Below are 23978 nucleotides of genomic sequence, written 5' to 3'. Positions count from 1 at the left end.
AATATGGGGTAAAAATGAAAAATAACATAACAATATTTGCTTTATCATCTAATCAGGAATTAGCTCATTCAATGGCTGATATTTTAGGGACAGAAGTTGGGAAAAGTAAAGTTCATCATTTTGCAGATGGTGAAATCTTAGTTGAAATTGAAGAATCAGTACGTGGAAAAGATGTCTTTATTGTACAATCAACATCAAATCCAGTTACTGAAAACTTAATGGAAATTTTAGTTTTAACTGATGCTTTAAAACGTGCATCAGCAAAAGAAATTACAGCAGTTATACCATACTTTGGTTATGCTAGACAAGATCGTAAGGCAAAGCCAAGACAACCAATTACATCACGTTTAGTTGCTGACTTATTAACAGTAGCTGGGGTTGATAGAGTTGTGACAGTAGACTTACATGCACGTCAAATTCAGGGATTCTTTGATATTCCAGTTGATGAAATGGAAGCTTTACCTCTTATTTGTAGATATATTAAAAATAAAAATATTGAAGATTTATGTGTTGTATCACCAGATCATGGAGGAGCAACGCGTGCTAGAAAAATGTCAGAAGCATTGGATTGTCCAATTGCTATTATTGACAAAAGACGTCCTAAACCAAACGTTGCTGAAGTTATGGGTATTATTGGGGATGTTGCAGGTAAGAATTGTGTCTTAATTGATGATATGATTGACACAGCTGGTACAATTGTAGCTGGAGCACAAATCTTAAAAGAAAAAGGTGCTAAAGATGTTTATATTGCTTGTACTCATGGTGTATTATCAGGACCAGCAGTAGATAGATTAAAAGATTGTGTCGCAAAAGAAGTTATTATTACAGATACAATTGCTATTCCAGAAGAAAAACGTTTTGATAAATTAGTACAAATTAGTGTAGCTGAGTTATTAGCATATACAATTGAAAGTATTGAAAATGATTTACCTGTTAGTGATGTATTCCAACATTTTGATTTTAAAGGATAATTATTAAATATGTTTAAAAGCTGTAATGAAACAATTATGATAAAGTTTCACTACAGCTTTTTATATCTAAAATATTGTCTGATAAATATTGAAAATTTTCAATAACAATTTTATAGATATCTTTTGATACTTGATGTGTTTATCAGCTTATTTAATTTGAAAGAGTTCTTTAAATTAATTGTGAGCGGTGAAGAAATCAGTACCTCATATATATACTGGTGGAGGTTTTGTAGTTTATAATATTTAGTAACAAAATATGATAATAAATATTTTATCAAGGATAACATAATATATTTTGTGAAATGAATTTTAGATAAAACGATTAAATCATTGAGAAATAGACATACTATAAATATGATGTCTGTGATTTCAACGTTTTTTGACATGATAAGAGCATAATTGATAACTTGGAATATTTCAAAAGTAAAGTTTTATCTATTTGTTATATTAACAAATGAGGATACTTTGTAATAAGAAAAATGTCGATAAAATGGGAATAATTGTATATTTGTGTTTTTAGAAATTTGACAAAGCTTTAAATATTTGTTATTATGCCTCAGGGTGATGGAGATGTATTTCAATACACATACACATTTAAATAGTGAACAATTGTATCCTGATAGAGATCAATTTATTCAAAATGCTTTAGATCATCAAGTCGAAAATATGGTTGTTGTAGGATATGATTTAGAGTCATCAAAGAAGGCTGTTGAGATAGCTCATGAGTATTCATTTATTTATGCAGCAGTCGGAATAAGTCCTAATGATTGTAAGGATACAACTGATGAAGATTTAAATGAAATTGAAAAATTGCTTCAGGACCCATGTGTAGTGGCTTTAGGAGAAATAGGTTTAGATTATTATTGGGAAGAAGTCCCTCATGAAAAGCAAAAAGATATTTTTATAAAGCAAATTGAAATTGCTAAAAAATATCAAAAGCCCATTGTGATTCATGCTAGAGATGCCTATGAAGATACTTACAATATCTTAAAACAAACTGCACATTATGGCATTATGCATTGTTATAGTGGATCGGCTGAAATGGCAAAACGCTATGTTGATATAGGTTTTGAAATATCGTTAGCTGGACCCGTGACATTTAAGAATGCAAAAGTCCCTAAGGAAGTTGCGAAATCAATTGATATAAATCATTTGATGATTGAAACGGACTGCCCTTATTTAACACCTCACCCATTTCGAGGAAAGTTGAATGAGCCAGCAAATGTTGTGTATATTGCCCAGGAAATAGCAAAGCTTAAGAACATGGAGATAGAAGACGTTGCTAGAATCACAACATTTAATGCCAAAAAAATGTTTGGGATTAAATAAGGAGGATATTTTATGTTAAACAAAGCTAAAGAGGCGATTGTCTCGGCTGATAGCCGAACAAAAGGAATTTTAGCAATGGCGGTTGTATACGTTGTTATTATGTTAGCAACTGTATCATCTGGAGCCGTCAATCAGATTACGAATTTTATTCCAACTGTAGACATTACATTAAAAGATGGATTGCAGGAGGAAAAGGATTATTTGGTCAAGCAGGATACAGTATCAAATGTCTTAAATGAATTGAATGTTGAGTTAGATACAAAAGATACTTTAAATAAAGATAAAGAAGAGATTGTTCAACAAGATGATTATATTGAAATCACAAGAGTTGAAACAAAAACAGTAGAAAAAATAGAGAAAATACCATACTCAACAAAAACAAAAGGTAGTGGAAGCTGGACAAAAACAGTTGTTCAAGAAGGAAAAGATGGAAAAGCAAAAAGAACTTATCTTTTCACTTATGCCAATGGAAAAGAAACAAATAAACAAATGATTAAAGAAGAAATTATTGAAAAACCAGTGGATAAAATTATTCAATATGGTGGTGTCCTTGAAGGAACAACATTTACTGGTCGTTTAACTCTATATGGTGGAGATTGTACAGGATGTGGAGGTACTTCATCATCAGGGGTTAAGCTATCACCTACAAGTGGTGTCAATAATACAAATTCGCCATATTTATATTATAATGGAAAGAAATATTATTGTTTAGCGGCAGATCGTTCTATTCCATTTGGAACTGTGATTAAAATTTCAAATCATAATTTGAATACAGAAGGAACTATTTATGGAATTGTTGTGGATCGTGGTGGAGCTATTAAGGGAAATAAGATAGATATTTTTAATGGTAGTGAAGGTTCTGGAAATAAATATTTTGGTGGAGGAACTTCATATAATACCAAATTTGAAGTTATTTCTCTTGGTAGTGGAAATGCTAATTTTTGGAGATAGGAATGAAACTATCTCTTTTTTTATGTCTCATGATATAATAGAATCAATAGGAGGTATACATCATGACAAAAGAAGAACTTGCGCGTATATTTGATCATACATTTTTAAAGGCTTATGCCTCAAGAGATGATTTTATTCAATTATGTAATGAAGCAAAAAGTATTGGAGCGGCAATGGTAGCCATTAACAGTGAACCTGTGAAGTTATGTAAAGAGTTATTAAAAGGAACAAATATTCATGTGGGAGCAGCTATTTCTTTTCCTTTAGGACAAACAACACTAGATATCAAATTGGCTGAAACAAAGCAGGCTATTGATGATGGTGCAGATGAGATAGATTATGTCATAAACATTGGTAAAGCAAAGATGCATGATTGGAATTATATTGAACAGGAAATGAGAAGCATTGTTGAACTGTGTCATGAAAATCATGTGATTTGTAAGGTAATTTTTGAAAATTGTTATTTAACAAAGGAAGAGATTGTAAAAATGGCTGAAATTGCTAAAGAGGTTAAACCGGATTACATTAAAACAAGTACAGGTTTTGGCACTTCAGGAGCAACTGTGGAAGATGTGCGTTTAATGAAAGAAATAGTAGGTAATGAAGTGAAAGTCAAAGCTGCTGGAGGAATACGTGATTGGAAAACTTGTCAAGCTATGATTGAAGCTGGAGCCAGTCGTATAGGAACAAGCAGTTCATTAAAAATATTGGAAGAATTTCAACAGGAATAAGGCATAAAAGATGGTTTCAAATCAATTTTGAAATCATTTTTTTATTTTTTCATATTTTATGTGATAAAAAAGGATTCTTATGCATTGATAGGGTAAAGGAGTTGAAAAAAATGAAAAAATTAAAATTATGGGGAATAAGTTTATTAGCAATGTTTTTAATGACAGGATGTGGAAGTGGTCAAAATGTACAAAAATATACGAGTCTTGTCACTTTGGATATCAATCCAAGTATTCAATTACAATTAGATGATGATCATAAAGTTGTAGATGCTATTGCGGTTAATGATGATGCTAAAAAGGTTTTACAGGATATGGATTTAAAACAGGCAGATGCCAATGTTGCATTAAATGCATTATTAGGATCGTTAGTTAAAAATGGTTATTTAAATGCTAATCAAAATACAGTTTTATTATCAGTGGAAAATGATAATGAAACAAAACGTACAGCTTTAGAAGAAGAATTAAGTCAATATATTTATACAACATTACAGAATTATTCTATTGAAGGAGCTATATATTCACAAAATATTGATATTGATGATGATATAGAAAATTTAATGAAGAAATATAGTATTTCTTATGGTAAGGCTAATCTGATAGAAGATATTATGGATGATGATCAGACACAAAAACAATATACTGTAGAAGACTTAGTGAAATTGAATGCACAGGATCTTATTTTAATTCATCAATCAATAGATGATGATCAAAATAATCAAAATATGGTAGGGACAGTCAGTACAAAACAATATATTAGTCGTGATGAAGCTTTAAATATTGCACTAAAAAATGCGTCATTAACTCAAGATCAGATAAAAAATCTAGAAATTGATTATGATACAGAAAATGGTGTCCTGACTTATGATATTGAATTTCAGTATAATCAAAGTGAATATGAATATGAAGTCAGTGCTACAAAAGGTGTCGTAGAAAGAGAAGTAGAACCTGAAAAATCAAAGGCATCTACAAGTACAAATTCAAAACCAAAGACAAATGATGACAATACAAATTACGATACATCAAATTATGGAACAAGTAAACCGGCAAGCACAAATCAGTCATCTAGCTCAAGCCAGTCATCAAGTTCAAGTAAGCCATCAAGCCCAAGCAAGCCAGCAACTTCAAATTCATCATCAAATAAGAATACAAATTATGATAATACAAATTATGATAATTCGAACTATAATTCAAATCAATCATCAAATTCGTCAACAAACACAAGTTCTGGATCACAAAATACGAATACAGGTTCACAAAATTCTAACTATGATCAGAATTCAAACTATAATCAAAGTTCAAACAATAACCAGTCTTCAAATTATGACCAAAACTCTAATTATGATTCACAACAGAATTCTAATTATGACGATACAAATGATAATTCTAATTACGATGATTAATTAACATAAAATTAATATAAACTTTACAAAGATAGAAAGACATAACTATCTATTTAATGTGATATTAACATCATGGGAGAGATAAAGTGATGTTAAAAGAGAACAATCTGGAAAACTTATTAATAGCATTAAAAGATGATAATCGTGTGATTGGGGATATTTATGATCTTATGTATAATGAAGTCTATCGTTATATCTATAGTATTGTTCATGCAAAAGAATATGCCCAAGATCTGACCCATGATACTTTTATTCAAATCTATAAAAATGCACATTTATATAAAGGGAACGGACATGCGAAAGCCTGGATCATAACAATCTCTAGAAATATCACTTATATGTCATTAAGAAAATCAAGCAGAGAACAAGTTGTAGATTATCATATTGATTCCGTAGATGAAAGTATAAATGATATACATGATAAGATGATGATTGAAAAAATGATGGATGTTTTGTATCAGGAAGAAAGAGAAATCATCATCTTACATGTTGTAGAGGGTTTAACATTTAAAGAAATATCACAAGTGATGGATTTAAAATTGTCAACTGTTCTTAATAAATATCACCGTTCTTTGAAGAAGATTAGAAAAAGTCTGGAGGAATGAGCCTTGAAAAATAAAGATATAAAAAGAAAAATAAGAGAAGAATTTCAAGATATTCATATGCCTTCAAAGAAAGAAAAACTGCTAGAAGATATTCAATTTGTTCAACCTATTCAAGAAGACAAACATAAAAATAAACATTTCAATATCAAATGGCAATTATCAATATTAACCATTGCTTGTATATGCATCTTTTCATTTATAACTTTACAAACTCCAGATGCATATTCAGTATCGTTTGAAGTCAATCCAAGTATTGAACTTAAAGTCAATAATCAAAGACGTGTTGATGATGTAATTTGTCATAATGATGATGCTGTACTTGTTTTAGATGACATGGATTTAAAAAATACGGATTTGGATGTCGCTGTCAATGCTGTGATTGGAAGTATGTTTAAACATGGCTATATTAGCGAAGCTAAGAATTCAGTCTTGGTCAGTGTACAGGGAAGTGATCAAGAAAAAAGAAATGCATTAAAGCAAGATGTCGCAACGGATGTGAAAGATATATTATCTGGTTATTCATTAGAAGCTTCAGTTGTTTCTCAGGATTATGACTTTTCTAAAGAAAGAGAAGCACTTGCAAAGCAATATGGAATCTCTGTTGGAAAAGTTACATTAATACAAAAATTAATTAATGTCAGTCCTGATTATGATTTTGAAGATTTAATTCATTTATCTATTAACGATTTAAATACATTGATACATTACAAACATTTGAATTTTAAGTCTATTACAATTGATGGTGTGGAAAGTCATAGTGGTTATTTAACAAATGAACAGGTGAAATCAAAAGTTTTACAACATGCACAGGTCACTGAAGAAAATGTTTATGAATATCGTGATGATTTGGATGTTCAGGATAACCAGCTTATATATATTGTTGAATTTACAGATGAATTTGCTAAGTATCATTATAAAGTGAATGCGATTAGTGGAGAGATTGTATCATTTGAAAGTGAAATGTAGAAAGTTTATCAGTTCCATTTTATCAGCTAGGGGAGGATAAAATATGATTTTTGAGTATCAGCCAGTCACTTATCGACATGAAATGAAACATAGAATCAATCCACTGGAAGCTCAAATATTAACGAGTCGCTTTGATGTCTTATTTCAACAAGACAAATATAGTCAAAAAGATGGCTTTTATCATGTGCATAGTCTCTATTTTGATACACCTTATGACCAGGCTTTAAAAGAAAAACTGGCTGGTGTGTCTCAAAGAGAGAAATTTCGCATTCGTTATTATAATCATGATTTAAGTTTTATACGTTTAGAAAAGAAAATCAAACATAATGGATTATGTGCCAAACAAACAGCACGTCTATCTGTTGAACAGGTTCAAGATATTTTAAATGGAGAAGTTGATTTTCTATTGAAAAGTGAAAATCCGTTAATGATAGACTTTTACAGTCAAATCAAAGGAAAATTATTACAGCCAAGTGTAATTGTTTCTTATCAAAGACAGGCATATGTCTATGAAATATCACGTGTTCGATTAACCATTGACCATCATCTTTGTACATATCAAAATAAAAAGGATTTCTTAAATCTTAAACATGGAATACCAATTGACAATCATTATATCTTAGAAGTGAAATATAATGAATTTTTACCTGAAATTGTGAAAATGTCAGTACAAGGTATTTCACAAAAAACATCATCATATTCAAAATTTGCGCAATGTCGCATGATGGATTGGTAGAAAGAAGGGGAAGGATGAGTTTTCAGGATATTTTTAAATCAAATTTTTTAGAAAATGTCAATGCAGTGACATTATTAGATATGGGTATTGCACTTGTTTTAGCTTTTACATTGGGATTGTTTATTTTCTTTGTTTATAAGAAAAGTTATAGTGGATTGATGTATTCGTCAAGCTTTGCGACAACGCTTATTGCATTGACAATGATTACAACACTTGTTATTTTAGCAATCACAAGTAATATTATTTTATCTTTAGGAATGGTTGGGGCACTTTCTATTGTCAGATTTCGTACAGCCATTAAAGAACCTATGGATATAGCTTTTCTCTTCTGGAGTATTGCGGTGGGAATTGTTTTGGCAGCAGGACTTATTCCACTAGCAGTCATTGGAAGTCTTTTTATAGGAATCATACTGATTGTTTTTTCAAATCAAAAGAATATTCAAAAGCCCTATATTTTAGTTGTCCATTGTGATAATACAGATCACGAACAGATGGCTATGGAATTTATTCAAAGACATGTAGATGCCTGTTCTTTGAAAAGTAAAAGTATAAAGCCAGATTGTATAGAATTAAATTATGAAGTGAGACTTAAGCAGCAGGAAACACTTTTTATCAATGAATTATCCAAGAAGGAAGGCATTCTTTATACTGTGATGGTTTCTTATAATGGAGATTATATGAATTAGATTATGATAAAAAGTAAGTATATTGATGGCATTGTCATTGTTTGTATCTGTATATCACTTATATTTACGATTGGCTTTATGTTTTTTGATCATTGGGGAATTGAACCAGCCCACACATCTCCACCATATATGAATAAGCTATTTGATAATCAACGTGTTCATACGATTGATATTGAATTAGATAATCCGGAATCTTTTTTTGATCAGGCAGCAAATAAAGACTATCATGTCTGTACCATAACGATTGATGGAGAAAAATTTGATATGGTTGGATTAAGGGTTAAGGGGCATAATTCATTAGAACTGATTGACAGGTATCAATTAGATCGTTTTAGTCTTAAAATAGAGTTTGATCATTATGATGAAAATTATCATTATTATGGATTAGATAAGTTTACTTTAGACTGTTCTTTTCAAGATAATGCCTATCTTAAAAATTATATGACTTATGATATGATGTCTTTTATGGGAGTTCCCACACCATTAACAAGTTATGTTTGGGTGACAATCAATCAACAGGATTGGGGCCTCTTTCTAGCAATCGAAGAGCCAGAAGAAGCTTTCGCAAGAAGACATTTTGGAAAAGATTATGGCATATTATATAAACCTGGATATACAGATGTTTATGCAGCTAATAAGGATTTAGCACTTCAATATATTGATGACCGTATTGAATCTTATCCTAACCTTTTTGATAATGCGAAATTTGATATTGATAGAGAAGATAAAGAAAGATTAATTCAATCACTTAAAATATTAGATGAAAATAAAGATTTAACCAAAGCTGTCAATATTGATGAAGTATTAAGATATTTTGTTGTACAGGTCTTTGTGGTAAATTTAGATAGCTATCTGGGTCCAACAGGACATAATTATTTCTTATATGAAGAAGATGGCATGATTTCAATGCTTCCTTGGGATTATAATTTGGCTTATGGAACTTATGCATTAGGAATGCCAAATCCCAGCAATGATACAACGCAATATGTGAATTTTCCAATAAATACGCCATATACCAAAGAAGTCATGTTAAACAGACCATTGTATCATCATGTGATGCTACATGATGAATATTATCAACAGTACCACGAATACTTTGATCAATTCATAAGTGAATATTTTGAAAGTGGGTATTTTGAAAAGAAAGTTAAAGATACAACAAAAATGATTGATTCTTATATTCAAAAAGATCCGACTGCATTTTGTTCGTATCAGGATTATCTTTTAGGGGTAGAAACATTTCAAGAGTTCTGTCAGTTAAGAGCGCAAAGTGTGAGAGGACAACTCAATGGAACATTACCTTCCACAATTGCCCAACAGGATGAATCTATTGTAAGAATTGATGCTTCTCATATTCATTTGGAAGATATGGGAGAAATTCCAGATTTATATACATAAAAGGTGTACTCTTTGTTTTGAGTACACCCTTTTGTTTAATCTAAATCCTGACCATGACTTTCAATGACTTTTTTATACCAATAGAAAGAATCTTTTCTATAGCGATTATAAGTGCCTTGACCTTGATCATCTTTATCTACATAAATAAATCCATAACGTTTTCTCATTTCACCAGTTCCAGCACTGACAAGATCAATACATCCCCAAGTTGTATATCCAATCAAATTCACACCATTATCAATAGCTTTACCCATTTCTTTGATATGATCTCTTAAATAATCAATGCGGTAATCATCATGAATACTTCCATCTTCTTCTAATGTATCATAAGCACCTAATCCATTTTCGACAACCATGATTGGTTTTTCATAACGGTCATAAATCATTTCAAGATAATAACGTAAACCTAAAGGATCTTGTGCCCAACCCCAATCAGAATATGTTAAATAAGGATTTCTAGCTCCCGCAGCAAAGTTACCAGAAACCATATCATCTGTTTCATGTGTTGTTTCAATAGAAGACATATAATAAGAGAATGTATACATATCTACACAACCATTTCTTAAATCTTCTAAATCTTGTTCAGTGATATCTAATTGAACATGATGTTCATTCCATAATCTTTTCGCAAAAGTTGGATATTTTCCTTTACATTGAACATCTCCACAATAGAAAATACTCTTTTCCCACATATGGCGATTCGCCATAATATCTTGAGGATCACATGTTCCTGGATAAAATGTAATGCCACAAATCATACATCCAATCATATTGTTTGGATCAATTTCATGACCAATCTGAACCGCTTTTGCACTTGCAACAAATTGATAATGAAGTTGTTGATAACCTTGTTGATGTTCTTTATCTCCAGCATGATTTCCAAAAAGATTTAACATCATAATTGTGTTATTGATTTCATTAAATGTGAGCCAGTATTTCACTAACCCTTGATATTCTTTAAAACAAGTTGTCGCAAAACGCACATAGAAATCAATAAGCTGACGATTGTTCCATCCACCATAATGTTCTTCTAAATATAATGGTGTATCAAAATGCCAGATTGTCACTAATGGTTCAATACTATGTTTTTTACATTCCATAAAAACAGAACGATAGAATTCAACACCTTTTGGATTAGGTTGATCTTCATCACCATGAGAATATAAACGTGACCATGAAATAGAAAGTCTAAACATTTTAAAGCCCATCTCAGCCAACATTGCAATATCTTCTTTATAATGATGATAAAAATCTACACCATCATGATTAGGGTAATAATAATCATCTAAAACAGCATACTTTGCTCCTTCAGGGATAGGTTGACCATTGATGACTTTACCAGGTTTTCCATCCTTATCAATAAATGTCACATATCTTGGTTCTTTCACAGAGCCACCTGTTGTGACATCTGTTTTGGCTGGTCCACGGCCATCTTCGTTCCATGCACCTTCAGCCTGATTAGCAGCAATCGCACCACCCCATAAAAAATTCTCCTGAAAACTCATATCTCATATTCCTCCTTATACTTTATATTGTAATAGTGAATGATGAAAAAAACAAATACTTAAAAAGAATGTATATATATGCCTTTTACAATATTAAACTTCATAAATAAGTCATAAAGTCAATTTATATAGAAAAGGTATTTAGGTTTTTTTATTAAAAGTTGTCTAAGAATATGCTTTAAAAGATATGGGATTAAGAATTAATTAAAATTTGTTTTTTTGTATATTCTCGTCTTTAATCATGTTACTATTAATGTGAGAAGAGAGTTATAAAATAGGAGGATTTAAAATGAAAATTCTTGTCTTTGAAAAAGAGGAGCATCTTGATGCTTATGTAGGAGAGACAATATGTGATTTTATTCGACAACATGATCAAGCAACAATTGGTTTTGCGACTGGTTCAACACCATTAGGTGTTTATCAATATTTTATTGATAGCTACCAAAATAAAAAAGTAAGTTTTCAAAATGTACAAGCCTTTAATCTAGATGAGTATGTTGGATTGAAACCTGAACATCCACGTAGTTTTGCTTTAGCAATGAAAAATGAACTTTTTTCTCACATTGATATCTTGCCAGAAAATATCCACGCATTAAATGGTTCAAAAGAAGATATGGATGAGGAATGTCAAAGATATGAAACATTGATTGAACAAAATCCTATTGATATTCAAATATTGGGTATAGGTATGGATGGACACATTGCTTATAATGAGCCAGGAAGTCCACTTGATGGAGCATGTCATGTTGTGGATTTACATCAGGAATCTATAGAAAGTTCACTTGATTATGGATTTGATCATATTGAAGAGGTTCCTACACAAGGTGTCACACAGGGAATTGGTACAATCATGAAAGCAAAACAACTGATCATGATGGCTAAGGGACAAAAGAAAGCTGATTTAGTGAAAAGAATGATTTATGGTGAAGTGACTTCAGATTTCCCTAGCTCTATTATTCAAAGACATCCAAATGTGATTGTCTGCCTTGATAGAAGTGCAGCGAGTCAATTGAAGGAGGAAGATTATGAAAAGCGTTAAAATTGTAACAATTGGTGGAGGTTCTTCATATACACCTGAACTGATTGAAGGATTTATCAAAAGATATGATGAATTACCTGTTAGAGAATTATGGCTTGTTGATATTGAAGAAGGAAAACATAAGTTGGAAATTGTAGGAAATCTTGCAAAAAGAATGGTGAAAAAAGCAGGAATCCCTATGAAGATTTATATGACTCTTGATCGTCAGGAAGCTTTGAAAGGTGCTGATTTTGTTACAACTCAATTTAGAGTTGGGCAATTAGATGCGAGAGAAAAAGATGAACTGATTCCTTTAAAATATGGTGTCATTGGACAAGAAACAAATGGTCCAGGAGGTATGTTTAAAGCTTTAAGAACAATACCTGTTATCTTTGATATTATTAAAGATTGTGAAAAATTATGTCCAAATGCATGGATTATTTCATTTACGAATCCATCAGGAATTAATGCTGAAGCAGTCTTTAGACATACAGGATGGAAGAAATTTATTGGTTTATGTAATGGACCAGTGAATATGATTAAAGATATTGAACATATTTTAAATGTTCAAGACAATGATGAATTAGATGTTAAAATCGGTGGTATCAATCATATGATTTATGCATTAGATATTACATTGAATGGAGAAAATGCGAATCGAAAATTGATTGAAACAATGATTGATCAGGGAAATAGTGAATCTTTGAAAAATATTGTAGATATACCTTGGTCAAATGAATTTTTAAATAGTTATGGATATTTAGGTATTGGATATTTACGCTATTACTTACAAAAACAACAAATGTTAGAACATTGTCAGGAAGATGCTGCAAAAGGACAATGTCGAGCACAAGTTGTTAAAAAGGTTGAAAAAGAATTATTTGAAAAATATAAAGATGAAAATCTTGATGTGAAACCAAAAGAATTGGAACAACGTGGTGGAGCATATTATAGTGATGCAGCCTGCAACTTGATTTCGTCATTATATAATGATAAAGGTGATATACAAGTTGTTGATACATTAAATAAAGGTGCTATTTCTAATATGCCTGATGATGTTGTGGTAGAAGTGAGCTGTAAAATCACAAAAGATGGACCTGTTCCTATCCCAGTCGGAGAGCTTCCTTTACAAACAGTTGGTTTAATTCATCAGTTAAAAGCTTTTGAAATTTTAACAACAAATGTTGCACTAAGTGGAAATTATGATGATGCTTTAGTTGCGATGACAATTAACCCTCTTATTCAAAGTGAAATCACTGCTAAAAAGATATTAGATGAAATGCTAGAAGCCCATAAAAAATACCTACCTCAATTTTATAAATAATAATAAAAAGACTTCAAACAATTGAATTTTGAAGTCTTTTTCTATGTTTATATTTCATCCTGTGTTTCAATTGTCACAAGAATATCATTTTCTAAGATAGGCGTTGTTCCATTAGGGATAATAGATTGATGATTTCTTTGAATCATGATAATTAACTGTTTAGCAGGTAAAGAAATATCCTTAACAAGCTTGTCTTTCCATTTATGTGATGAATGAATATGGGTTTCATCTAAACGAATGTTTTCTCTGTTTTCAAATTGCTTTGCGGCTAAAACAAGTAAATCTCCTTCTAATATTTCTGTATCACCATTAGGAATCAAAGTTTGGTGATCTCTTGCGATTAAAATAACTAACAAATCATCAGCATTAATATCTTTAAGCTTCAGGTTTTTAAAATGATGATTATGACCTATTTTCATTTTCACAAAACACATATCATTATCTTCCTGATAATCATTAAATGTACGTAATATATCAACTTGTGGGTTAATCATATGACATTTCTTTGAAATCCATGGTAGAAGTGAGCCCTGAATAGAAAGTGAAAATAAGACAATACAAAAGACAAGATTAAATAAATCAAATGGTAAATCAACTTGATAAAGCACAGTGTATATCGCAAAGACGATTGATGCAACACCTCTTAATCCTGCCCATGATACAACGGCCATTTGTCGCAATGGTGAACGAAACATACCAAGGAGTACAGAAATAGATAAAGGACGAGCTACAAATGTTAAGAAAATCATAATCAAAATGGCAGGAATAATAACTTCTGGAAGTTCGGATGGTGTGACAAGTAATCCTAATAAAAAGAAGATTAAGACTTGTGCCATTTTTGTAAGAGTTTCATAAAAATGAACCATGTCTTTTTTATGGGGAATATAACTATTACCTAAAATGATGCCACAAATATAAACACTTAAATATCCATTTCCACCAATCAGATTAGAAAAAGCATAAGTGATAATACTACTCGCAAAAATAATAACTGTATTTTCATAGCTTTCATTGACATGAACTTCATTTAAAATTTTCACTATGATTTTTCCAATACAAAAACCACATAATAAACCAAAGATAATTTGTTGAAAAATCATAACTGGTAAAGATATGTTTTGTCCTGTCATAATCATAATCACAGATATTGTTAACATATATGAAACTGGGTCATTCGATCCTGATTCAATTTCTAATAATGAGTCTGTTCCATACTTTAAAGATAAATGACGAGAACGTAAAATATTAAAGACAGATGTTGCATCAGTAGAAGAAATGACGGATCCAATTAATAAACTCTGTAACCATGATAAATCTAAAACATAATAAACAAATCCCGCAACCAGCAATGCTGTTAATAAGACACCCAGTGTTGATAAGACAATAGATTTGACAATTACTGGTTTGGCTACTTTCAAATTGGTTCCAAAACCACCAAAGAACATGATGAATATCAAACTGGTTGAACAAATCATTTCGGCAATCTGATAATCATTAAAAACAACACCTAAAATACCATTTTCACCTAAAAGCATTCCTAAAAGAATAAAAAATAAAAGAGAAGGAATAGCCAATTTATCTAAAAAACGATTTAATAAAATACATATAAGAATAACACATCCAACTAATACAAAATATAAATCCATCGCATCATCTCCTTTTTCCAAACTATATCATATATTTGTGTATCCCATAATAACAAAAGATGGGAAAACGAAAATCTTTGTATAGAGAATAAATACTATACAAAGATTTTATTCATCAATAAGTTTTAAACTGTTCGTTATAGTAAGCTTAATAACAGACAGTATGAGCTATATCTGGTGAAGGAAGATAAGCATAGTGTTCTTGAATTTGTTGACTTAAATCAAATGAATGGGATGAGTGATTTAAGATATGATTTTGTATTTGAGGTGGAAATAGCCTTTGAATAGAATCAATATAAAGATTTCCGCTTTCAGGCGTTTCACATTGAATGACCTGGTTATCTTTGTAAGTGATTTTATAAGGAATAGAAAAGCTTTCATCTTGAATAAGTTCATCATTCAAAACATAGAAACTTTCTAAATGTATCCACATAAAGATATGTTGATAATGACCTGTTTCTTCAATACCATAAGGAATATAATCTGTAAAAATATGATAGTCTTCCTTATCTTTATTATAAGAAGCATTCTTTTGTTTGGATATGACATAGTCTAAGGCGTTGGAATATAGTGTGTCTTCTTTTGCAACATGTGTCATCGAATCCTTTGTTATTGGACTTAAACAAAATAGAAAGATGATTATCATAATGATGACCAAAAGTGATAAACTGATTACTTTTTTCATGAATGGAACTCCTTTTCTAATTTAATGCACAATAACCTGTTTTTTCAATAATATATTGTCCCTGTGAAGAGAGAAGATAGTCTTTTAATTTTTTAACATTTTCTTTTTGATTTGATTTTAAAGTCACACAATATAAATAAGTAGATATAGGATATGTCTGATTTTTAATATTTTCAGTCGTTGGCTCAACACCATCAACAGATAATATTTTTACATTTTGTTCTTGATGAAGCCCTTCTAAAAAGTATCTAAATGTATATCCAATGGCATCTTTTTCACCATTATATTGGGCTGTATCAGTAATAATACCAGTCATTGCTGAAACATATTCATATTGAAGAGGTTCCTTTAATGAAACATCTCCCATGAAATGGGTCATCATAGATTGACTGCCAGATCTTTCAGGTCTTTGAAAAGCGAGAATGTCTTTGTTTTGTCCACCAACTTCCTGCCAGTTTGTAATATCGCCATGATAGATATCTTTAATCTGTTGAGTTGATAAATGAGAGACAGGATTATCCTCATTAACAAAGAATACAAAAGCTTCCTGACCAATAGGTGTATATTCAAATTCAACACCAGCCTCTCTAGCCTCGTCTAATTGTGACTTTGATGGTTTGGCTCCAAAGAACATATCAACTTCACCATTGATTAAACGTGTATAACCTACAGATGTATTGGTGAATGTGACAATTTTGCCATTGGTATTATAATAATTGTAGTTTTCTGTTTCACTATAGGCCTTTTCTATCTGATCAATATCTTTATAGACAGCTTTCGCAATGGCACTGTAGACAGGATAACAGGCTTCAGCCCCATCAAGAATAGGCATATCTTTTTCATTTTCAATAGTAAAAGTACTTGGTTCTTGAAGCTCTACAAGCTGGCTATTTTCTGTGTAAGGATAGAATTGAGATAAATCAGTGCTGGAATAACCATTCATGTAGTCAAAATCATGTCCGCCCTTAAATTTTTGAGAAGGGCTATTCTGGTAAATGTACAGACTGGTCGTTGTTGTTATTATCATGACTAATGACCATATAGTGATACGACGTGTTTGGATTTGAGGTTTTGTCATAGCGTAAATGAAAATGAAATGGGCAAGAAGAATGATAATAGGACTGATAAAAACAACGGAGTAATTTCCAAAAGTCGTAGAGGATAAAATCAATGGACTAAAAGGAAGGGTAATAATATAGAAGATATTCCAGTAGGGAGAAGATAAATAACCTTGAGAAAGAATAAAAGAAATACATAGAGCTATTGAAATCAATAGAACAAGGAAAGCTTGAAAAAGAAAATAGTCTTTTTGAAGATTGTTTTTTCTTTTGAGCATAAATGTGTAAATCCATAAAAAGAGAATCATGATAGGAGGATAAAGTTCAGGTGCATACATAAATCCAATAGCAGCTATAGAGAGAAAAAAATAAAGTAAGATGTAACGTGAAAAAAAGTAATATAAATATTGTTTCATAAGACTCACCTTCCTACTTTTATTATAATATAAAGATGTGTACGATTAATGGAAATATGATGATGAAAACATATTTTTTATTTTACATAAAATTAACTTAAACTTCATATTAACAAATCGCAAAGCCAGGTGGATTATGACATGATATAAAATGAATAAGAATGGAAAGGTTTTTTATAAGGAGATTTACACATGTTTATGAATCATTTGAAAAAGTATTTGAATATGTATATTTTTTTATTATTGCTTATCATTATTGGATGTCTTGTCATGATTATGCGACATCAGCCACAAGATTTTTATAGTTATCTTATTCAAGATATATCAAAAAGAGATCGTCATTTTGAAACAATTGAAAAAGTAAAATATCAGGATAATTTGTATTTTATAGTTTATCAAGATGATCAAGCTCAAAGCCATTTGCTTATTTATGAAAGTGTTCAGAATTTATGGATGAATAACTATCAATTATGGGGAGAGAGTTCTTCTTTCAAGGACATAGATACTTTCAATTATGCAGATTCTAATCAGGCTATTATTGTTGTTTATGGGAAGAATAAACAAAATGCTTCTCAATATTCTTTTGTGAATGATGGAAAGATTTATGAAAAAGAAATCAATGATTCCCATATCCTTGACATTTATATGTTAGATGGGTCTTCCTGTCATATAGATGATTGGACTTTATATGACCAAAATCATCAAGTTATACAAAATGAGTTATAAAAAAAATCAGTTTTTAAACTGATTTACTCTGTTTCAACTAAGATACAGGCAAGAATAGGTGTAATGCCTTGATCTTTCATATATTGTAATAATTGATCATCATATGTTCCTGGTTGCATCCATGCATAACGAATACCAATGCCAGACATTTCATCAATGTAATCATAGGCATATTTTGGATTGACCACAAAAACCACAACATCAATAGGGTGATCAATAGCCTCTAAATGAGGATAAATATGATAATCATCTATATTTTGATAGATAGGGGATACACCATAAGTCTGATATCCCTTTTCTAATAAACGCTTAAAGATTTTATAACCGTATTTTTCTTGATTAGGAGTGACTCCTACAACTGCAAAATGATAATATTTTTCTAATATGTCTTTAGGATTCATAAGTTTTCACCTCAAAAGTATTATAGCATATGCTTCATTTTATGCGCAACAAAACTTCAAGATACCTAAAAGTTTTATCTATTAAGAATGTATGAATAATTCAATTTGATAATATGAATATTTTGTGCTAAGATGAAACAGATTAAAGGAGTGTGAGGGAAAATGTATGATGTCATTGTTGTAGGAGGAGGACATGCAGGAATTGAAGCATGTTTAGCTACGTCAAGAATAGGGAAGAAAACATTGTTAGTGACATCGAATTTTGAAAATGTCGGATCTATGCCTTGTAATACTTCTATCGGTGGACCAGCAAAAGGAATTATTGTCAGAGAGATAGATGCTTTAGGTGGTCAGATGGGGAAAACAACGGATGCGACATACTTGCAAATGAAGATGTTAAATACGGCCAAAGGACCAGGAGTCCAATCATTACGTGCTCAGGCAGATAAAAAAGCCTATCCACGTTATATGCAAAATGTCTTAAAACAACAGGAAAACTTAGATATCATAGAAGCTATGGTTGAAGGATTAATCATTGAAAATCAGACAGTCAAAGGAGTGACTTTAGCTGATGGCACAGCTTATGAGGGACAAACTGTCATTTTAACAACAGGAACTTATTTAAAAGCTGAAGTCATGGTTGGAGATCAAAAGACACCAAGTGGACCTGATCAGGAAAAGCCATCATTGTATTTATCTGATCAACTGAGAGATTTAGGCTTCCGTATTCAAAGACTGAAAACAGGAACACCTCCAAGAGTAGAAATCAACAGTGTGGATTATTCAAAAACACAATTACAGCCAGGCACTGACGAACCTCTTGCATTTAGTTATGAAACAACAACATTTGTTCCTATTGAAAAACAAACTCCTTGTTATTTAACATATACAAATGAAACAACACATCAAATTATTAAAGATAATTTATCAAGATGTAGTATGTATTCTGGGATTGTCAAAGGAATAGGACCAAGATATTGTCCTTCTATTGAAGATAAAGTTGTGAAATTTTCTGATAAACCACAACATCAGATTTTCTTAGAACCAGAATCCAAAGAAATGAATACCATTTATGTTCAAGGTTTTTCAACATCCATGCCTCATGATATTCAAGAACAAATGATACGTACGATTCCAGGATTGGAAAACTGTCAGATTTTAAAATATGCTTATGCGATAGAATATGATGCAATTGATCCATTACAATTATGGCCATCATTAGAAACAAAAGTGATTAAAAATCTTTTTACAGCAGGACAAATCAATGGAACAAGTGGTTATGAAGAAGCAGCAGCTCAAGGATTAATGGCAGGTATTAATGCTGTTAAGACAATCAATCATGAAGAACCATTAATTTTAAAAAGAAATGAGGCTTATATTGGTGTTATGATTGATGATTTGGTTACAAAAGGAACAAAAGAACCCTATCGTATGTTAACATCACGTGCTGAATATCGTTTATTATTAAGACATGATAATGCGGATGAAAGATTAAGACAATATGGATATGATGCAGGTCTTGTTAGAGAGGAAGTTTATCAGGCTTATTTGGAAAAGATGAATCATATTCATACTGAAATTGAAAGACTAGATACTATTCGTTTTACACCAAAACATGACATTAATGAATTATTGGTTGCATTAGGTTCAACACCTTTAAAAGAAGGAATTAGTGCAAAAGTTTTACTCCAAAGACCTGAGATGGATTATCAGAAATTAAAACCCTATATAGAAGATGCACATTTAACTTTAGAAGAAGAAAAAAGAGTGACTATTTTAATTAAATATAAGGGATATATTGATAAGACTTTAAGACAAGTAGAAAAACAACGAAAAATGGAAGAAAAACATATTCCTCAAGATATTGATTATGAAGATGTTTTAAATCTTTCTTTAGAAGCTAAACAAAAATTATCTGAAATTCGACCAGTCACAATTGCTCAGGCATCACGTATTTCAGGAATCAATCCAGCTGATATTTCAGTCTTGTTGATCTATTTAAAACAACATTATTAAGAGGTATATATGAATCAGGAACAATTTATACAAGCCCTTTTAGATAAAGGTATCACTTTAACATCAAAACAACTTGAACAGTTTGAACTTTATTATCAAACATTAGTTGAATGGAATCAAAAAATGAATTTAACTGCCATTACTCAAAAAGAAGATGTTTATTTGAAACATTTCTATGATTCATTAACGATTTCATTTGATTATGCTTTGTCCAATCAATCTTTATGTGATGTAGGAGCAGGCGCAGGTTTCCCCTCTATTCCTTTAAAGATTGTCTATCCAGAATTAAAAGTCACTATAGTTGATTCGCTTTCAAAGCGTATTACATTTTTAAAACATTTAATCCAAGTTTTAGATTTAAAAGATGTTAATGCTATAAGTGCGAGAGCTGAAGAATATGCAGTTAAACATCGTGAAGCATTTGATATTGTGACAGCAAGAGCAGTCGCTAGATTAAATATTTTAGATGAATTATGCTTACCTTTAGTGAAAGTTGATGGAGATTTTATAACTTTAAAAGGATTAAAAGCTCAAGAAGAACTACAGGAAGCTATGCAGGGTATAGAAAAATTAGGTGGAAAAGTCATGAGGCAGGAAAGCTTCACATTAACAGATGAAAACGATCATCGTTGTAACATCTATATACATAAAGTGAAGAATACTCCATCCAAATACCCTAGAGATTTTAGTAGAATTAAAAAGAAACCATTATAACGCATCAGTTGATGCGTTTTTTCGTACATGATGATTTGATAAGCTTTTATATAATAAAAATCAGCTTTATATGATATAAAGCTGATTGAGGGGATATATGAACTATTTTATAGCATTATTCATATTTGTCTTATTGTATAAGATTCTATATATAGATACAACCTTCGTTTTTTTATCTACACCATAAAATACAATATAATTCCCTACTATAAAATATCTATATTGTTTTTTGAGTGGTTTTATAAAATCGTAATATTGATAAATTTCTGGATTTGTTTTTAATAGTTCTATTTTCTTTTGTATTTCATTGACTAATTTATGAGCTGCAGGTTTATTATCAAGTTTTAATGTGATATATTTTACAATATCATTCAAATCGTCTTTAAATAATTGTAAATATTCTATTTTGTATTCATTCATTAAAGACTATCAATGAATTCATGCAAGTTATTAAATACTTCTTCATGGCTTAATCGTTTAGTATTTAATTCAGCATAAATTTCCGCTTCTTTCATTTTTAAATATATTTCATTGTTTTCAATCATTTCTTGATAAGCCTCCATACTCATGAGAACCATGTCTCCATATCCATTCTTTGTTAGATAAATAGGCTGGTTGCTTTCATGTATCTCTTTTGATATTTCAGTTAATTTCGTTCTCAAATCAGATATTGGTCTAATTGTAATATGTCCCATAATAAATCACCTCATTTATAATATATCATATTTATATATATATTTATACATAAATATATATATAAATATAAAATGATAGAGAAAATAGTGTTGTTTATCATGGTTATGATTTATTGATGTGATTGTTTCATTGATTTGGATAGATCGTGAGAAGAAAAGATTTAATATTTACAAATAACAACTTCATAGATGATTAATTATCTAAATATGTAAACTTTTCTTCTATTTTGACTTATAAACAATTATAATAAAAGTATAGAAATCTAAAGGGGAAAGGGGAAATCATTATGCGTTGTGATGTATGTGATACAAAAATACCACCGGGAGCAGATAGGTGTCCAAATTGTGGCTATCGTGTTAGACACAGTTCAACAGCGACTCATACGCAGGCAACATCTGCAAATTATCCAGAGCCAGAAGTTTTTAAACCAAAACGTAATAAAAATTTTTATATACCACGTAGAGAAAAATCACGTGATCGTTCTCAACGAACAAAAGCATCTACTTTTAGAAAATACATTATTTTTATAGTGGCATTGATTGTTATTGGTCAGGTAGCAGCTGTTTTTATTGGGAATATCGTAAGTGATTATAATAGCCATAATTATACAGAGTTTAGTGGAGAATCTTTACAGGAAGGTATTGATAATGGAGATGATGATGGAACTTTGCAGTTGGCACTGGATTATGAAAATGATTTAAAGTCTTTCTTTAGTGATGATTTATTGATGGATGTTGATGTTTCTGAAAGTTATGATATATATGAAGACAATTATAGTGCCTATGTTAATGTATATGGAACAGATAATGTGATAAGTTTAACAGCTTCTATTAATTTTCAAAATCAGGAACCTTATCATCAATCTATAACATTATCATGGAATAATCAAGGAACGATTAGAGAAAATGACCTCAATTTAGATCAAGCACAGATAGAAAAGATTAATGAAAAGTTTAATATTGATATTTTTGGAGCTATTGAGGAATATAAATCAAAATTAAAAGTTGATGAAGATGATAATACACGTTTTGTTGTGAGTGATTATAAGGATGATGAAAGCATTTATTTGAGTGAATCTTATGGAATTGATGATGAATATTTCATTTATTTATCTTTAGGACAGGACATTGGTGATAACTAATGTCTTTTTTATTTTCACAATGAGAAAATGTATTGAAAACAATAAAAAATAATATATAATAAGATTAAACAATAAATACTAATAAAGGAGGATGAGAATGTTTGCGAAGGAAAGACAGGATGATATTGTTGAACAGGTGAATCAATCAGGCAGTGTTAAAGTCAAAGATTTAAGTTTGAAATATCAGGTTACAGAAGATTGTATACGTAAAGATTTGGCGGTCTTAGAGAAAAAAGGATTATTAAAAAAGACATATGGTGGAGCCATGAGTATTCGTACGAATCCTCATTTGTATAGCAGTTTACAACGTAAAGATATGAATAATGAAGAACGTATAGTCATTGCTGATAAAGTCATTTCATTATTAAAAAATCAGGATACTATTTTTCTGGATATCTCAAGAACGCATGTAGAGGTCGCTAAACTGTTAAATCAGTCGACATTAACGCTTAATGTCATCACCAATATGATAGAGATTTTAGATATTTTAAGACATAATAAAAACATATCTGTTATTTTTATTGGCGGTGAACTGAATAAGGAAAGAGATGGTTTCTGGGGAGGATTATCTGTGCAGATGATTCAAAATTTTAAGATTGATAAGGCGTTTCTAGGTGTTGTAGGTGTTGATATGAATCATGGAAAGATTTCTACTTATTATGTGGAAGATGGTTTGATGAAACAGGCTGTTATGAAACAAAGTCAAATGAATTATATTGTATGTGAAGAAAGAAAACGAAGAGAAGATGGTCAATTTATCTATGGAAACTTAGAAGATTTAGATGGCATGATTGTAGCGGGTTCTTTAAATAAAGATGATCAAAAATATATCAAAGAGTATGACATAGATATCATATAG

24 protein-coding genes are annotated in these 23978 nt (G+C 30.6%); 17 read left to right on the top strand and 7 right to left on the bottom strand.

Annotation, left to right across the window (positions count from 1 at the left end; all coding sequences use genetic code 11):
* Nucleotides 1-14 precede the first annotated feature (14 nt).
* From E0K96_RS04525 to E0K96_RS04480, 10 genes are all read left to right on the top strand, one after another.
* On the top strand, nucleotides 15-971 hold the full coding sequence (locus E0K96_RS04525; RefSeq protein ID WP_087244634.1) for a ribose-phosphate diphosphokinase: 957 nt from the start codon (nucleotides 15-17) through the stop codon (nucleotides 969-971).
* A 570-nt stretch (nucleotides 972-1541) separates the two neighbouring features.
* A complete protein-coding gene (locus E0K96_RS04520; protein ID WP_168081517.1) occupies nucleotides 1542-2300 on the top strand; it encodes a TatD family hydrolase in 759 nt (252 codons plus the stop codon).
* A gap of 12 nt (nucleotides 2301-2312) precedes the next feature.
* Nucleotides 2313-3251, top strand: coding sequence for a 3D domain-containing protein (locus tag E0K96_RS04515; RefSeq protein WP_168081515.1), 939 nt, complete (start codon nucleotides 2313-2315; stop codon nucleotides 3249-3251).
* 62 nt (nucleotides 3252-3313) lie between these two features.
* The gene (gene deoC / locus E0K96_RS04510) at nucleotides 3314-3982 is read left to right on the top strand and encodes a deoxyribose-phosphate aldolase (RefSeq protein WP_168081513.1); all 669 of its coding nucleotides are present in this window, start codon (nucleotides 3314-3316) and stop codon (nucleotides 3980-3982) included.
* 110 nt (nucleotides 3983-4092) lie between these two features.
* Nucleotides 4093-5382 carry a PepSY domain-containing protein gene (locus E0K96_RS04505; RefSeq protein ID WP_168081511.1) on the top strand — a complete coding sequence of 430 codons (1290 nt, stop codon included), beginning with the start codon at nucleotides 4093-4095 and terminating at the stop codon, nucleotides 5380-5382.
* Nucleotides 5383-5471: 89 nt separating this feature from the next.
* Nucleotides 5472-5987, top strand: coding sequence for an RNA polymerase sigma factor (locus E0K96_RS04500; RefSeq protein ID WP_168081509.1), 516 nt, complete (start codon nucleotides 5472-5474; stop codon nucleotides 5985-5987).
* A 3-nt stretch (nucleotides 5988-5990) separates the two neighbouring features.
* Nucleotides 5991-6953, top strand: a complete 963-nt coding sequence (locus tag E0K96_RS04495; RefSeq protein WP_168081507.1) for a PepSY domain-containing protein — start codon at nucleotides 5991-5993, stop codon at nucleotides 6951-6953.
* 43 nt (nucleotides 6954-6996) lie between these two features.
* The gene (locus E0K96_RS04490) at nucleotides 6997-7689 is read left to right on the top strand and encodes a polyphosphate polymerase domain-containing protein (RefSeq protein ID WP_168081505.1); all 693 of its coding nucleotides are present in this window, start codon (nucleotides 6997-6999) and stop codon (nucleotides 7687-7689) included.
* Between the two features lie 14 nt (nucleotides 7690-7703).
* Nucleotides 7704-8375: a DUF4956 domain-containing protein gene (locus E0K96_RS04485; RefSeq protein ID WP_168081503.1), complete on the top strand. Its 672-nt coding sequence runs from the start codon at nucleotides 7704-7706 to the stop codon at nucleotides 8373-8375.
* Nucleotides 8376-8378: 3 nt separating this feature from the next.
* Nucleotides 8379-9773, top strand: coding sequence for a CotH kinase family protein (locus tag E0K96_RS04480; protein ID WP_168081501.1), 1395 nt, complete (start codon nucleotides 8379-8381; stop codon nucleotides 9771-9773).
* Between the two features lie 35 nt (nucleotides 9774-9808).
* Here E0K96_RS04480 and E0K96_RS04475 read toward each other — a convergent pair whose 3' ends face one another.
* On the bottom strand, nucleotides 9809-11278 hold the full coding sequence (locus E0K96_RS04475; protein WP_168081499.1) for a family 1 glycosylhydrolase: 1470 nt from the start codon (nucleotides 11276-11278) through the stop codon (nucleotides 9809-9811).
* Between the two features lie 289 nt (nucleotides 11279-11567).
* On the opposite strand from E0K96_RS04475, the gene nagB reads away from it, so the two are divergent.
* On the top strand, nucleotides 11568-12317 hold the full coding sequence (nagB, locus tag E0K96_RS04470; RefSeq protein WP_168081497.1) for a glucosamine-6-phosphate deaminase: 750 nt from the start codon (nucleotides 11568-11570) through the stop codon (nucleotides 12315-12317).
* Nucleotides 12304-13620, top strand: a complete 1317-nt coding sequence (locus E0K96_RS04465; RefSeq protein WP_168081495.1) for a 6-phospho-beta-glucosidase — start codon at nucleotides 12304-12306, stop codon at nucleotides 13618-13620. Before nagB ends, E0K96_RS04465 begins: the two co-directional genes overlap by 14 nt.
* Nucleotides 13621-13667: 47 nt before the next feature.
* Here E0K96_RS04465 and E0K96_RS04460 read toward each other — a convergent pair whose 3' ends face one another.
* The 3 genes from E0K96_RS04460 to E0K96_RS04450 all read right to left on the bottom strand — a co-directional run bounded on the left by E0K96_RS04460 (nucleotide 13668) and on the right by E0K96_RS04450 (nucleotide 17425).
* Complete coding sequence (locus E0K96_RS04460; RefSeq protein WP_168081493.1) at nucleotides 13668-15266, bottom strand: potassium/proton antiporter; 1599 nt, start codon at nucleotides 15264-15266, stop codon at nucleotides 13668-13670.
* 148 nt (nucleotides 15267-15414) lie between these two features.
* The gene (locus tag E0K96_RS04455; protein ID WP_168081492.1) at nucleotides 15415-15951 is read right to left on the bottom strand and encodes a hypothetical protein; all 537 of its coding nucleotides are present in this window, start codon (nucleotides 15949-15951) and stop codon (nucleotides 15415-15417) included.
* 16 nt (nucleotides 15952-15967) lie between these two features.
* A complete protein-coding gene (locus tag E0K96_RS04450; RefSeq protein ID WP_240924430.1) occupies nucleotides 15968-17425 on the bottom strand; it encodes a PstS family phosphate ABC transporter substrate-binding protein in 1458 nt (485 codons plus the stop codon).
* 192 nt (nucleotides 17426-17617) lie between these two features.
* Between E0K96_RS04450 and E0K96_RS04445 the strand changes: the two genes are divergently transcribed.
* Nucleotides 17618-18151 carry a hypothetical protein gene (locus E0K96_RS04445; protein WP_168081491.1) on the top strand — a complete coding sequence of 178 codons (534 nt, stop codon included), beginning with the start codon at nucleotides 17618-17620 and terminating at the stop codon, nucleotides 18149-18151.
* A gap of 23 nt (nucleotides 18152-18174) precedes the next feature.
* On the opposite strand, the gene E0K96_RS04440 is transcribed toward E0K96_RS04445, so the two are convergent.
* Nucleotides 18175-18552: a CoA-binding protein gene (locus E0K96_RS04440; RefSeq protein ID WP_087244617.1), complete on the bottom strand. Its 378-nt coding sequence runs from the start codon at nucleotides 18550-18552 to the stop codon at nucleotides 18175-18177.
* Nucleotides 18553-18714: 162 nt separating this feature from the next.
* Between E0K96_RS04440 and mnmG the strand changes: the two genes are divergently transcribed.
* Nucleotides 18715-20568, top strand: a complete 1854-nt coding sequence (gene mnmG, locus E0K96_RS04435) for a tRNA uridine-5-carboxymethylaminomethyl(34) synthesis enzyme MnmG (RefSeq protein ID WP_168081489.1) — start codon at nucleotides 18715-18717, stop codon at nucleotides 20566-20568.
* Nucleotides 20569-20577: 9 nt separating this feature from the next.
* Nucleotides 20578-21282 (top strand): 16S rRNA (guanine(527)-N(7))-methyltransferase RsmG, encoded by a 705-nt coding sequence (gene rsmG / locus E0K96_RS04430; protein ID WP_168081487.1) that lies wholly within the window; start codon nucleotides 20578-20580, stop codon nucleotides 21280-21282.
* A 102-nt stretch (nucleotides 21283-21384) separates the two neighbouring features.
* Here the strand turns inward: rsmG and E0K96_RS04425 are convergent, their stop codons facing one another.
* Both E0K96_RS04425 and E0K96_RS04420 read right to left on the bottom strand, forming a co-directional pair.
* Complete coding sequence (locus tag E0K96_RS04425) at nucleotides 21385-21702, bottom strand: type II toxin-antitoxin system RelE/ParE family toxin (RefSeq protein WP_168081485.1); 318 nt, start codon at nucleotides 21700-21702, stop codon at nucleotides 21385-21387.
* A complete protein-coding gene (locus E0K96_RS04420) occupies nucleotides 21702-21977 on the bottom strand; it encodes a type II toxin-antitoxin system Phd/YefM family antitoxin (protein WP_168081483.1) in 276 nt (91 codons plus the stop codon). The genes E0K96_RS04425 and E0K96_RS04420 overlap by 1 nt, the downstream gene beginning before the upstream one ends.
* A 287-nt stretch (nucleotides 21978-22264) precedes the next feature.
* Here E0K96_RS04420 and E0K96_RS04415 point away from each other — a divergent pair, with 287 nt between their 5' ends.
* Together E0K96_RS04415 and E0K96_RS04410 are read left to right on the top strand one after the other, a co-directional pair.
* The gene (locus tag E0K96_RS04415; RefSeq protein WP_168081481.1) at nucleotides 22265-23119 is read left to right on the top strand and encodes a zinc ribbon domain-containing protein; all 855 of its coding nucleotides are present in this window, start codon (nucleotides 22265-22267) and stop codon (nucleotides 23117-23119) included.
* Between the two features lie 97 nt (nucleotides 23120-23216).
* Nucleotides 23217-23978, top strand: coding sequence for a DeoR/GlpR family DNA-binding transcription regulator (locus tag E0K96_RS04410; protein ID WP_087936537.1), 762 nt, complete (start codon nucleotides 23217-23219; stop codon nucleotides 23976-23978).

The sequence above is a fragment of the Massilimicrobiota sp. SW1139 genome, assembly GCF_012027715.1.
Taxonomy (GTDB): Bacteria; Bacillota_I; Bacilli_A; order Erysipelotrichales; family Coprobacillaceae; genus Allocoprobacillus; species Allocoprobacillus merdigallinarum.
The sequence above is the reverse complement of the archived record's forward strand: the minus strand, read 5'-3'. Positions and strand labels throughout refer to the sequence as shown.

Coding starts and splice junctions, on each gene's coding strand:
- E0K96_RS04525 (WP_087244634.1), top strand. CDS start 15: ATGAAAAATAACATAACAATATTTGCTTTATCATCTAATCAGGAATTA.
- E0K96_RS04450 (WP_240924430.1), bottom strand. CDS start 17,425: ATGAAACAATATTTATATTACTTTTTTTCACGTTACATCTTACTTTAT.
- mnmG (WP_168081489.1), top strand. CDS start 18,715: ATGTATGATGTCATTGTTGTAGGAGGAGGACATGCAGGAATTGAAGCA.
- E0K96_RS04505 (WP_168081511.1), top strand. CDS start 4,093: ATGAAAAAATTAAAATTATGGGGAATAAGTTTATTAGCAATGTTTTTA.
- E0K96_RS04410 (WP_087936537.1), top strand. CDS start 23,217: ATGTTTGCGAAGGAAAGACAGGATGATATTGTTGAACAGGTGAATCAA.
- E0K96_RS04500 (WP_168081509.1), top strand. CDS start 5,472: ATGTTAAAAGAGAACAATCTGGAAAACTTATTAATAGCATTAAAAGAT.
- E0K96_RS04455 (WP_168081492.1), bottom strand. CDS start 15,951: ATGAAAAAAGTAATCAGTTTATCACTTTTGGTCATCATTATGATAATC.
- E0K96_RS04465 (WP_168081495.1), top strand. CDS start 12,304: ATGAAAAGCGTTAAAATTGTAACAATTGGTGGAGGTTCTTCATATACA.
- E0K96_RS04445 (WP_168081491.1), top strand. CDS start 17,618: ATGTTTATGAATCATTTGAAAAAGTATTTGAATATGTATATTTTTTTA.
- E0K96_RS04490 (WP_168081505.1), top strand. CDS start 6,997: ATGATTTTTGAGTATCAGCCAGTCACTTATCGACATGAAATGAAACAT.
- E0K96_RS04485 (WP_168081503.1), top strand. CDS start 7,704: ATGAGTTTTCAGGATATTTTTAAATCAAATTTTTTAGAAAATGTCAAT.
- E0K96_RS04515 (WP_168081515.1), top strand. CDS start 2,313: ATGTTAAACAAAGCTAAAGAGGCGATTGTCTCGGCTGATAGCCGAACA.
- rsmG (WP_168081487.1), top strand. CDS start 20,578: ATGAATCAGGAACAATTTATACAAGCCCTTTTAGATAAAGGTATCACT.
- E0K96_RS04415 (WP_168081481.1), top strand. CDS start 22,265: ATGCGTTGTGATGTATGTGATACAAAAATACCACCGGGAGCAGATAGG.
- E0K96_RS04460 (WP_168081493.1), bottom strand. CDS start 15,266: ATGGATTTATATTTTGTATTAGTTGGATGTGTTATTCTTATATGTATT.
- E0K96_RS04420 (WP_168081483.1), bottom strand. CDS start 21,977: ATGGGACATATTACAATTAGACCAATATCTGATTTGAGAACGAAATTA.
- E0K96_RS04520 (WP_168081517.1), top strand. CDS start 1,542: ATGTATTTCAATACACATACACATTTAAATAGTGAACAATTGTATCCT.
- E0K96_RS04480 (WP_168081501.1), top strand. CDS start 8,379: ATGATAAAAAGTAAGTATATTGATGGCATTGTCATTGTTTGTATCTGT.
- deoC (WP_168081513.1), top strand. CDS start 3,314: ATGACAAAAGAAGAACTTGCGCGTATATTTGATCATACATTTTTAAAG.
- E0K96_RS04475 (WP_168081499.1), bottom strand. CDS start 11,278: ATGAGTTTTCAGGAGAATTTTTTATGGGGTGGTGCGATTGCTGCTAAT.
- E0K96_RS04425 (WP_168081485.1), bottom strand. CDS start 21,702: ATGAATGAATACAAAATAGAATATTTACAATTATTTAAAGACGATTTG.
- E0K96_RS04440 (WP_087244617.1), bottom strand. CDS start 18,552: ATGAATCCTAAAGACATATTAGAAAAATATTATCATTTTGCAGTTGTA.
- nagB (WP_168081497.1), top strand. CDS start 11,568: ATGAAAATTCTTGTCTTTGAAAAAGAGGAGCATCTTGATGCTTATGTA.